Genomic DNA, 10,508 nt, shown 5'->3' on the forward strand with positions numbered 1-10,508 from the left:
CATTCACCTTAGGATTCCTCAATAGTAGTTCAAGTTTTCGGGCGCAGTTCGAAGGCATGAATTATATCTACATATATAAGCTTATACATATGCTAAAAAATTAAGAAATCATTCATACTTTTGTCTTATTTTAATCGCTTTTTATCCTGCCTCAAGCCGCTCCAATTAAATGCTATAATTTGCTTGTAACTGAGCTTATTTAGGTGGCCCAATATGTCCCAAAAACCTTTAATCATCCTAGCCATAGAGACCTCGTGCGATGAAACGGCGGCGGCCGTGCTTAAGGGTGGAACCGAAATCCTCTCCAATGTCATCTCATCCCAAGTTGAGTGGCACGCCAAATTTAGCGGAGTGGTGCCCGAGATCGCCTCAAGGAAGCATGTCGAACTGATCGGTCCGGTCATCGAAGAGGCGCTACTCAAGGCGGACATAAAGCTGCAAGATGTCGATGCTATCGCGGTCACCCACGGGCCGGGCCTGGTTGGGGCGCTTCTGGTCGGTCTTGGGGTGGCCAAAGGGCTGGCCTACGGCGCCAAAAAGCCGCTCATCTGCGTGAATCACATCGAGGCTCATATTTTAGCCAACTTTCTGGAAAACCCCGATTTACAGCCGCCGTTGGTTGCTCTGGTCGTCTCAGGCGGGCATACGGCTCTCATCTATATGGAGGACTTCGGTAAATACGAAATCATGGGCGAGACCTTGGACGATGCGGCGGGCGAAGCCTTCGACAAGGTGGCCAAGTTTATGGAGCTCGGCTATCCGGGCGGCCCCATCATCGACAGACTGGCCAAAGAGGGCGACCCGACCGCCATAGATTTTCCTCGGGCCATGATGAAGAGCAAAAATTATGATTTCAGTTTGAGCGGTCTTAAGACCGCCGTCATAAATTACGTGCGCGGCGAGCGGGCCAAAGGGCATAAGATAAACCTAAATGATCTGGCCGCAAGCTTTCAGGCGGCCATCATAGACGTTCAGATAGATAAGAGCATAAGGGCGGCAAAAGAGAAGAATGTGAAAAGCCTGGTTTTGGCGGGAGGTGTCTCGGCCAATCGCACCCTTCGGGAGAGGATGGGCCAGGCGGCGGCCAAAGAGGGGATTAAGGCCTACCACTCATCCCTTGCTCTCTGCACCGATAATGCGGCCATGGTGGCCAAAGCCGCCTATCAGATGATCTTAAAGGACCCTTCGCTTCTCGACGTTTCGGCTGGGCGGAACATGGATGCCAATGCCTATCCCATCCTCGATCTCTGTCAGCATTCGTAGGATTTTTACTGACTCGCGTTTTGATGGTCTTTGAGTCTGTGGATAATGTGGAAAAATCGGCTTATTTGAAGAAATTGCCAGAACGTTTCTTTTTCGCCCTAGGGATAGTCAATGATATAAAATTTAGAGAAAAATTAAGGAACCTCTTTGAGAATATTAAAATATTTGAAAAGGCGCTTCAAAAAAATATCTCTTACTCGGCTCATTTTTTCTGTCCTATCCGGTCTTATACTTGCATTGGCCTTTCCCCACTTTAACCTCGGAGTTTTCGCCTATATTGCTCTTGTTCCGCTCTTTTTTATCCTTCTTTTATCGGACCCTTTCGAAGGCTTCGTTTATGGCTTTGTGGGCGGGCTTGCCTTCTTTGTGACCACCGCTTATTGGATGTTCTTATTCGGCAGATTGGCCGGATATGCCTTCGTCATCTTCCAGTCTCTCTTCTTTGCGGCCTTCGGAGCGGGGGTTGCTATTATCCACAGGTTTTATGGGCGGGGCGCAAGGCTCATCCTTATCCCAGCTCTCTGGGTCTCGGTTGAGCTCATCCGTTCAATCGGACCGTTCGGCCTCTCCTTTGGAGCGCTAGGATACAGTCAGCATGATCTTGGTCCGGCCTTGGCCGCATCTTCGGTTATCGGTCTTTACGGTCTCTCTTTTCTCATATCTCTCGCCAATCAGGTGGCCGCCGAAATCATCCTCTTCTTTAAAGAGCGATCGATCATGGCAGAGGGGACAAAAGTCTTCAAACCAGACCTCATCAAGATGGGTGCCACGCTTCTTCTGCTCCCACTGGTCTTAACGGTCGCAGTTATTCTTCAACTCAGTGGCCGCCCTTTGGTTGGGCGGCGCATCGAGGTTGCCGTGCTGCAACCAAATATCCCCCAAGAGGTGAAATGGCAGCCCTTAAGTGAGAAGGTTATATTCGATATACATATAAAGCTGGCCAAGGAAGCGGCCGCCAGGCGGCCGGATATTATCATCTGGCCCGAGACGGCCGTTCCCGCATACCTCTTGGATGAGGAGGAATATTTGGGTCAAATACGGAGTCTGGCCAAGGAGTCGGGCGCCCATATGCTGGTCGGAGGTCTATCTGAGCGCACGGATGTGGCAAAGCATGACAAGGAGGCCGCCTCCAATTCGGCCTTCCTCTTTGGATCGAACGGTGAGCTTCTGGGTCGCTACGACAAGCTTAGAATAGTCCCCTTCGGTGAGTACATTCCGCTTAGACCGATTTTTTCTTGGATAAAGGCGCTTGAGACCATCGCCTATGACGCCCACCCCGGAAACGAAATGACCGTCTTCGATACCGGTCTTGGCAGGTTTTCGGCCGTCATCTGTTTCGAATCGACCGACACTTTTCTGGTGAGGGGCTTTGCAGGCAAGGGGGCCCAAGCCCTCATCGTTATGACTAACGATGGTTGGTTCAAGGAGACGGCCGCCGCCGAGCAGCATCTCACCATGGCCAAGTTGAGGGCGGCTGAAAACGGGTTCTACGTCGTCCAGGCGGCAAACACCGGGATCTCGGCGATAATAGATAGAGATGGCCGGATAATCGAAGAGACGTCTCTAGGCGTTGAGACCATCCTGACCGGCCGGATAGAACTTGGCAGAAACGAGACGTATTACAATCGCTATGGCCACATCTTGCCCTGGGCGCTCCTTGCACTCTCAGCAACATCGCTTATTCTGATTTTAAGAAAAAAGCCGCATTTTTAAGCTCCAAAACCCGTTGATTTTTAAAATCCCTTATTGTAAGATAAATTCTGCTCTGGTTAGCAGTCAATTAATAAGAGTGCTAAAAAGACTTAAATATCCATTTTAACAGGAGGGATGGTAATGAACTTAAAGCCTTTGGGCGACCGGGTAGTGGTCAAACCCGGCAAGAGCGAAGAGATGACCAAGAGCGGGATAGTCATTCCCGACACCGCAAAAGAGAAGCCACATGAGGGCGAGATAGTGGCCGTCGGTAGCGGCAAGATGGAGGATGGCAAGCTGACCCCCTTGGAGGTCAAGGTGGGCGACAAGGTCCTCTACTCCAAATACGGAGGGACCGAAGTCAAGCTGGACGGCGAAGATTATCTCATCATGCGTGAGAGCGACATCTTAGCCATCGTCAAATAGTCTTTTAAAAAGGAGGAGATTGCTTAAATGCCAAAACTCATAGAGTTTGATGAGGATGCAAGACGAAAGATGCAAGACGGCGCCGACGCCTTAGCCAACGCGGTCAAGGTTACTTTGGGGCCGAGGGGGCGAAACGTAGTTTTAGAGAAGAAATTTGGCGCTCCGACCATAACCAATGACGGCGTAACCATCGCCAAAGAGATTGAGCTCGAAGATCCGTTTGAGAATATGGGAGCCCAGCTCGTCAAAGAGGTGGCCACCAAGACCAATGATGTGGCCGGAGATGGCACCACCACTGCCACCCTCTTGGCCCAGCAGATGATCACACAGGGTCTCAAGAACGTAACGGCCGGCGCCAATCCGATGTTCATCAAGAAGGGCATCGAGAAGGCCGTTTCGATGGCCGTCGAGGAGATCCAGAAGATGAGCAAACCCATTGCCGACGATACCAAGAAGATTGCAGAAGTCGCCGCCATTTCGGCGGCCGATGAGGAGATCGGCTCCAAAATAGCTGAGGCCATGGGCAAGGTCGGGAAAGACGGCGTCATCACCGTTGAGGAGTCCCAGACCTTCGGTATCGATATCGAGGTAGTCGAGGGTATGCAGTTCGATAAGGGTTACCTCTCGCCCTACATGGTGACCGATGCCGAGAGGATGGAGGCCGTCTTGGACGATCCCTTCATATTGATCGCAAACCAGAAGATCTCCGCCGTTCATGATCTGCTTCCCATTTTGGAAAAGATCATGCAGACTGGAAAGGCTCTGCTGATTATCGCCGAGGACATCGAGGGCGAGGCTCTGGCCACTCTGGTCGTCAACAAGATTCGCGGAACCTTCACCTGCGTTGCTACCAAGGCTCCCGGCTTTGGAGATAGGCGCAAGGCGATGCTTGCCGATATCGCCATCGTTACCGGCGGTCAAGTCGTTACCGAAGAGCTCGGCATGAAGCTTGAGAATGTCACTTTGGATATGCTGGGCCGAGCTCACAGGGTTCAGGTAACCAAGGAGAATACCACGCTCATCGGCGGTCAAGGCGAGATGGAGGCCATCAAGGGTCGCATCAACCAGATCAAGGCCGAGATCGAGCAGAGTGATTCCGAGTTCGATAAAGAGAAGCTGCAAGAAAGACTCGCCAAACTCTCGGGCGGAGTCGCTGTCATCAAGGTGGGCGCCGCAACCGAGGTTGAGCTGAAGGAGAAGAAGCACCGCATCGAGGACGCTCTCTCGGCGACTCGGGCGGCTATCGAAGAGGGGATAGTTCCTGGCGGCGGCGTGGTCTTGGTCAATTGTATCGAGGCCATCGATAAAGCCAAGGCGACCGGAGACGAAAGGACGGGCATCGAAATAGTGGAGAGGGCCCTGGAAGAGCCGCTTCGCCAGATTGCCAACAATGCCGGTTTGGAAGGCTCGGTCGTCGTCGAGAAGGTCAAGACCTTGAAGAAGGGTCAGGGGCTCAATGCCGCTACCTTCGAATATATCGATATGGTTGAGGCCGGGATCATCGATCCGGCCAAAGTGACCAGGTCTGCTCTGCAAAATGCAGCCAGCGTGGCCGCCATGTTCTTGACCACCGAAGTTGCCATAGCCGACAAACCCGAGGAGAACAAGATACCGATGGGCGGCGGCATGGGCGGAATGATGTAAGCGGGCTATCGCTCAGATAAGGAATAAAAAAAGGGACCCCCAATCGGGGGTCCCTTTTTGCTTCTCACTTCTCCAGTGCGAGCTTGCTCTCTTTTAGAGAATTCATCCCCAAATACTCGATGAAATCAAGGTGTTTGATCTCGAGGTGTGTTGCTCCGCAGATGCACTGATAAAGAGAGTCCTCGTAACTCTCGTGCTTTTTGCTGTCAACCACCTTCATGAACCATCCGCAAGATTTACATATCAATCCACCCTCACCACCTTCTTTTGTCCGCTCAATGCACGTGATTCTTCTTTTGTAAAAGCTCAAATTACCTTTTCGGTAAAGAATTATATCGACGAATGAGAGTAAAAACTTTAATGGCCCGCCTTCATTTGGATTTAAGCCGAGTTGGGTGATAAATCAAGAAGAAGATTTTATCAAAAACTAGAGGGGGCTTAAGGCCGAGCGGTTTAGGATTTTCTGCGCCGGTTTTTGGCCCATCCCTCTGGTTGACATCTCACTTTTACCACGTTAAGATTAGTTAATTTTAAGGGGCGGGAAGGAAATCTCAAAGATGGTATAACCCAGCTTATCAACCGGATTTTTGGTTGAGTGAGACTGGGTTATTTTATAATTGATCTATCTATCGAAAGGCGGATAATTGATGGAAGTTGAGATCGGAAAGGGCAAATCGGGGCGCAGGGCGTATGGTTTCGATGATATCGCTATAGTTCCAAGCAGGAGGACCAGAGATCCTCAGGATGTCGATATTAGCGGAAAGCTCGGCGGCTTTGATCTGAAGCTTCCGGTCCTTGCCTCGGCTATGGACGGGGTGGTCGATCCCAAATTCGCCATCGAGATGGGTAGGCTCGGTGGCCTTGCCGTCTTGAACCTGGAAGGGCTCCAGACCAAGTTTGAGGATCCAACCAAGGTCTTGGATGATATCGCCTCATTCGAAAAGAGCGAGGCGACCGCTAAGATGCAAGAGATCTACAAGGAGCCGGTAAAACCCGAATTAATTACCCAAAGGATAAAAGAGATAAAAGCAGGCGGCGCCCTTGCTGCGGCCTCGCTCACCCCTCAAAGGGTTATGGACTACTATCAGGCGGCTTTGGATGGCGGACTCGATCTTCTGGTCATCCAGGGCACGGTCATCAGCGCCGATCACGTCAGCAGCAAGGCCGAGCCGCTCGATCTTGGCGCCTTCATCAAATCGCTTCCCATCCCGGTAGCTGTGGGCGGCTGCTGCTCGTATGCTTCGGCCCTCCATTTGATGAGGACCGGGGCGGTCGGAGTCTTGGTTGGAGTCGGGCCTGGCGCGGCCTGCACCACAAGGCAGGTTCTGGGCCTGGGCGTTCCACAGGCTACTGCCATCGCCGACTCCATAGCGGCCAGGATGAAACATCTTGACGAGACGGGCGAATATGTGGCCGTCATCGCCGACGGCGGCATGAGGACCGGCGGAGATATTGCAAAAGCCATCGCTTGCGGGGCGGATCTGGTTATGATCGGCTCGCCGCTTGCCAGAGCCAAAGAGGCTCCGGGGCGGGGCTATCACTGGGGTATGGCGACCTTCCACCCCGAGCTTCCCAGGGGAGCCCGCGTCAAGACCGAGATCGCCGGAAGTCTAAAAGAGATACTGCTTGGACCGGCCCACGAGAACGACGGCACTTTAAACCTCTTTGGAGCCCTCAAGACATCCATGGCTACCTGCGGCTACGAGAATATTAAGGCCTTTCAGAAGGCTGAGATAATGGTCGCCCCGGCACTTAAGACCGAGGGCAAGGTGCTGCAAAAATCTCAGGACGTCGGCATGTGCTAGTCCTCCTTTTATAAACCGCTAAAGGGCCGCGCTTAGAAATATTATTTGGAGACTTATCCATGGAATCACACGAACTTCAAAAGGTATTAGTCGTAGATTTCGGCGGCCAGTACAGCCGCCTTATCGCTCGGCGCGTCCGAGAATGCAAGGTCTATTCGGAGATAATCCCCTTCAATACAAGCGCGAGCGAGATAGCAAAGCTTGCTCCAAGCGCCCTCATCCTTTCGGGCGGCCCGGCCAGCGTCCATATCGATGGGGCTCCCAAATGCGATCCCAAGATATTTCAGCTCGGCCTGCCGATTCTTGGCATCTGCTATGGGATGCAACTCATGGCCGACATACTCGGCGGAGAGGTGGCCGAGACAAAAAAGAGCGAGTACGGCAAGACCAAGCTTAAAGCTAAAAGAGAGAGTCTTCTCTTCAAAGATCTCGCCGCAAAACAAGACGTCTGGATGAGTCATCGAGATTCGGTCAAGGTTATGCCAGCCGGCTTTACAGCCACTGCCTCTACCGAATCAACCGAGATTTCCGCCATGGAGAATGCCGAAAGAGGGCTCTACGGCGTCCAATTCCACCCCGAGGTCAACCATACTGCTTACGGAATAGAGATGCTCAAGAACTTTCTCTTTAATGCCGCCCCTTGCACTCCGTCTTGGACTCGCGTCTCGATAATCGAGCGCTCCATCGCCGAAATCAAAGAGAGGGTGGGTGGCGCCAAAATAATATGCGGCCTCTCTGGTGGGGTCGATAGCGCGGTTGCCGCCGTCTTGGTTCATAAGGCGGCCCCCGACCAGCTCACCTGCGTCTTTGTCGATCACGGTCTCCTTAGAAGCGGTGAAGCGGATCAGGTTGAAGAGGTTTTTAAAAAGAATTTCAAGATAGATCTGGTCAAGATAGATGCGAGCGAGCGCTTTCTTGCCAAACTGAAAGGGGTGGTCGATCCGGAAAAGAAACGGGTCACCATTGGCGAGGAGTTCATCCGCGTCTTTGAGGAGTTTGCAAGGACCAAAACTGAAGTCGATTTTCTGGTTCAGGGCACCCTCTATCCTGATGTCATAGAGAGCGGAACTAAAGACGCGGCCAAGATAAAGACCCACCATAACGTGGGCGGCTTGCCCCTCGATATGGAGTTCAAACTGGTGGAACCGCTTCGCCTCCTCTTCAAGGATGAGGTGAGAGCGATCGGCGAGGAGCTGGGCCTTTCCGAAGAGATAGTCTGGCGTCAGCCCTTCCCGGGGCCCGGTCTTGCCATCAGGATAATCGGCGAGGTTACGGCCGAGAGACTCGAACTCTTGAGGCAGGCCGATGTTATAGTCATCGAAGAGATAAAACGGGCCGGCCTCTACCGGAGCATCTGGCAGTCCTTTGCCGTTCTGCCCTGTATAAAGAGCGTCGGAGTGATGGGCGACGAGAGGACCTATTCCGATGCCATAGCCATTAGGGCCGTTCAGTCCGATGATGCCATGACGGCCGATTGGGTGAGGCTCCCCTATGAAGTCTTAGAGAGGCTGAGTAGCCGGATAATCAACGAGGTAGCCGGGGTCAATCGGGTAGTATATGATATAAGCTCCAAACCGCCAAGCACGATCGAGTGGGAGTAGGGAGTGGGTAGTGGTTAGTATAGGGAGTGGGGAGGAGTGTAATGCTTTCCATTAGATTTTTAACTAATCACTCCGCACTAACAACTACCAACTAAAGACTAACAACTAATTGGAGGTTTCATGACAGATGTCCAGAAAGAGATAGAACATTTAAGGGAGATAATCGACCGCATCGATGAAAAGTTGATAGAGGGTCTAAACGACCGGGCAAAGATCGTATTGGAGATCAGAGACCTCAAGGCAAAAGGGGGTCTGCCCATCTACGATCCACGCAGGGAAGAGGAGATCTTCGAAAAGATCTCAGCTAAAAACAAAGGGCCTCTCTACGACGATGCTCTAAAGGGTGTCTATGAAGCCATCCTTCATTGCATGAAGGATTTGGAGAGTTAAATGGAGACCTTCTCAAAAGATAAGGTTGTTATAATCGCGGGCCCCTGCGCTATCGAGAGCCGTAAGCAGCTTTTAGAGGTGGCAGAGTCTGTCCAAAAGGCGGGCGTCAAATTCTTGCGTGGCGGAGCCTACAAGCCGAGAACATCCCCTTATAGCTTCCAAGGCTTGGAGGAGGAGGGCCTAAAGTATATCGCCGAAGCGGGCGTCAAGTTTGGTCTTAAGACAGTGACCGAGGTCGTCGATCCCGAGCTGGCCACCCTCGTGGCCGATCACGTCGATGTCCTTCAGGTTGGGGCGAGAAACATGGATAACTACGCCCTCTTAAAGAAGATAGGCAAGGTGACGGCCGAAAATCATAAGATGGTCCTACTCAAGAGGGGGTTCGCTTCCACCATCGAGGAGTGGCTTTTAGCTTCAGAGTACATCACCTCGGCCGGTAATCCCAACGTGATACTCTGCGAGCGGGGGATAAGGACATTTGAGACGGCAACCCGTTTTACCCTCGACTTAAATGCGGTTCCTTTGATAAAGAAGCTGAGCAGCCATCCGATAATTGTCGATACCTGTCATTCTACCGGTCACGCCGATATGGTCATTCCAATGAGCCGAGCGGCCATTGCGGCTGGGGCTGATGGGATAATGGTTGAGGTTCATCCCAATCCCAAAAAGGCCCTCTGTGATGGAGCCCAATCGCTCACTTCGTCCGAACTTCTAGATCTGATTGAAGAGCTGAAACCGATAGCTGCAGCCCTCGGTAAAGAGGTCTCATAAGGGTTTAAGCCGAGATGATGAGCTTAGTCGTCTTAAGATCGATGTTCTCATGGATCTCTTTGGCAAATTCTTCCGGAATCCTGATACAGCCGATGCTGGCCGGACTGCCTAGTTTATTGATTTGATAGAGCTTCTTGGTCCTAATAACTATCGGCCAAGCATGAATGGCCAGATGTTTGCCGAAGTAGCTTGGATAGTTGGCATAGAGTTGAAGGTTATAGCTATAGAGACGCGGTTTCTGTTTGACGAACTTGAAGGTGCCGATGGGAGTGCTCCATCTCTTCCCGGCTGAACAAGGACTTTCGAAGAGGAGCTCGCCTGCTGCGTTATAGGCCGAGATGGTCTGACCGGATTTCTTTCTCACGTTTTTAACCTCAACCCGTGCGATTTTTGTATCGGGCGTGGCGATCTCCTCGATCTCCTCTGTCACGGGCTCCTTGGCAAGAGGCCCCTCAATTATCTCAACTATCTCTTGGCTGAAGAATTTCTTGCCAAAGAGACGTTTTACGGCGGCAACGTCAGCCTGGGCCGAGCCGTCTGGCAACAATAATGATGATAAGAGAAGGGCGGTCAAGATCGATACCTTGAGCCAAAAATTTGGAGTCTTCATAAAAATTAGATTATCATATTTTTGTCAGATTACAAAAGAAGCTATGAGTCCAGCAAGCAAGGGGTATCTTGAGAGCCTATCTTGACATAGAGACGTCTTTTGACGGCAAGGTGACGGTCGTCGGCATATACCGGCCAAGCCGGGATTTTACGCAGTTCATAAGGCCTAAAATAGAAGCCGAAGCTATCCTTGATTTTTTGGATGGGGCCGAGACGATCATAACCTTCAATGGCCTACGCTTCGATCTTCCGGTGATCGAGAAGGAGTTTGGGCTGAAACTTGCCACCTCCTTCAATCAGGCCGATC

At 51.7% G+C, this 10,508-nt stretch carries 11 protein-coding genes; 9 read left to right on the top strand and 2 right to left on the bottom strand.

Features of this window, described 5'->3' with window-relative positions:
- The first annotated feature begins 213 nt into the window (after window positions 1-213).
- The 4 genes from tsaD (at window position 214) to groL (ending at window position 5,025) form a co-directional block, all read left to right on the top strand.
- The gene (gene tsaD, locus QMD53_06340) at window positions 214-1,263 is read left to right on the top strand and encodes a tRNA (adenosine(37)-N6)-threonylcarbamoyltransferase complex transferase subunit TsaD (protein MDI6800263.1); all 1,050 of its coding nucleotides are present in this window, start codon (window positions 214-216) and stop codon (window positions 1,261-1,263) included.
- Between the two features lie 165 nt (window positions 1,264-1,428).
- Complete coding sequence (gene lnt / locus QMD53_06345; protein ID MDI6800264.1) at window positions 1,429-2,976, top strand: apolipoprotein N-acyltransferase; 1,548 nt, start codon at window positions 1,429-1,431, stop codon at window positions 2,974-2,976.
- 120 nt (window positions 2,977-3,096) lie between these two features.
- The gene (groES, locus tag QMD53_06350) at window positions 3,097-3,381 is read left to right on the top strand and encodes a co-chaperone GroES (GenBank protein ID MDI6800265.1); all 285 of its coding nucleotides are present in this window, start codon (window positions 3,097-3,099) and stop codon (window positions 3,379-3,381) included.
- Window positions 3,382-3,408: 27 nt separating this feature from the next.
- Window positions 3,409-5,025 (top strand): chaperonin GroEL, encoded by a 1,617-nt coding sequence (groL, locus tag QMD53_06355; GenBank protein MDI6800266.1) that lies wholly within the window; start codon window positions 3,409-3,411, stop codon window positions 5,023-5,025.
- 64 nt (window positions 5,026-5,089) lie between these two features.
- Here the strand turns inward: groL and QMD53_06360 are convergent, their stop codons facing one another.
- Window positions 5,090-5,245 carry a hypothetical protein gene (locus QMD53_06360; protein MDI6800267.1) on the bottom strand — a complete coding sequence of 52 codons (156 nt, stop codon included), beginning with the start codon at window positions 5,243-5,245 and terminating at the stop codon, window positions 5,090-5,092.
- Between the two features lie 427 nt (window positions 5,246-5,672).
- On the opposite strand from QMD53_06360, the gene QMD53_06365 reads away from it, so the two are divergent.
- The 4 genes from QMD53_06365 (at window position 5,673) to aroF (ending at window position 9,592) form a co-directional block, all read left to right on the top strand.
- Window positions 5,673-6,830 (top strand): GuaB3 family IMP dehydrogenase-related protein, encoded by a 1,158-nt coding sequence (locus QMD53_06365; GenBank protein MDI6800268.1) that lies wholly within the window; start codon window positions 5,673-5,675, stop codon window positions 6,828-6,830.
- A gap of 59 nt (window positions 6,831-6,889) precedes the next feature.
- Complete coding sequence (guaA, locus tag QMD53_06370; GenBank protein ID MDI6800269.1) at window positions 6,890-8,431, top strand: glutamine-hydrolyzing GMP synthase; 1,542 nt, start codon at window positions 6,890-6,892, stop codon at window positions 8,429-8,431.
- A 120-nt stretch (window positions 8,432-8,551) separates the two neighbouring features.
- Window positions 8,552-8,821 (top strand): chorismate mutase, encoded by a 270-nt coding sequence (locus QMD53_06375; GenBank protein MDI6800270.1) that lies wholly within the window; start codon window positions 8,552-8,554, stop codon window positions 8,819-8,821.
- Window positions 8,822-9,592, top strand: coding sequence for a 3-deoxy-7-phosphoheptulonate synthase (gene aroF, locus QMD53_06380; protein MDI6800271.1), 771 nt, complete (start codon window positions 8,822-8,824; stop codon window positions 9,590-9,592).
- Window positions 9,593-9,596: 4 nt separating this feature from the next.
- Here the strand turns inward: aroF and QMD53_06385 are convergent, their stop codons facing one another.
- Window positions 9,597-10,202, bottom strand: coding sequence for a L,D-transpeptidase (locus tag QMD53_06385; protein ID MDI6800272.1), 606 nt, complete (start codon window positions 10,200-10,202; stop codon window positions 9,597-9,599).
- Window positions 10,203-10,270: 68 nt separating this feature from the next.
- Between QMD53_06385 and QMD53_06390 the strand changes: the two genes are divergently transcribed.
- A partial coding sequence (locus QMD53_06390) for a ribonuclease H-like domain-containing protein (protein ID MDI6800273.1) occupies window positions 10,271-10,508 on the top strand: 238 nt, incomplete at its 3' end.

Source organism: Actinomycetota bacterium (assembly GCA_030017835.1).
Classification (GTDB): domain Bacteria; phylum Actinomycetota; class Aquicultoria; order UBA3085; family Oleimmundimicrobiaceae; genus Yes70-04.

Excerpts from the sequence above, each read along its gene's own strand:
- tsaD (MDI6800263.1), top strand. The coding sequence starts at position 214 with ATGTCCCAAAAACCTTTAATCATCCTAGCCATAGAGACCTCGTGCGAT.
- groES (MDI6800265.1), top strand. The coding sequence starts at position 3,097 with ATGAACTTAAAGCCTTTGGGCGACCGGGTAGTGGTCAAACCCGGCAAG.
- groL (MDI6800266.1), top strand. The coding sequence starts at position 3,409 with ATGCCAAAACTCATAGAGTTTGATGAGGATGCAAGACGAAAGATGCAA.
- QMD53_06360 (MDI6800267.1), bottom strand. The coding sequence starts at position 5,245 with ATGAAGGTGGTTGACAGCAAAAAGCACGAGAGTTACGAGGACTCTCTT.
- QMD53_06365 (MDI6800268.1), top strand. The coding sequence starts at position 5,673 with ATGGAAGTTGAGATCGGAAAGGGCAAATCGGGGCGCAGGGCGTATGGT.
- guaA (MDI6800269.1), top strand. The coding sequence starts at position 6,890 with ATGGAATCACACGAACTTCAAAAGGTATTAGTCGTAGATTTCGGCGGC.
- QMD53_06375 (MDI6800270.1), top strand. The coding sequence starts at position 8,552 with ATGACAGATGTCCAGAAAGAGATAGAACATTTAAGGGAGATAATCGAC.
- aroF (MDI6800271.1), top strand. The coding sequence starts at position 8,822 with ATGGAGACCTTCTCAAAAGATAAGGTTGTTATAATCGCGGGCCCCTGC.
- QMD53_06385 (MDI6800272.1), bottom strand. The coding sequence starts at position 10,202 with ATGAAGACTCCAAATTTTTGGCTCAAGGTATCGATCTTGACCGCCCTT.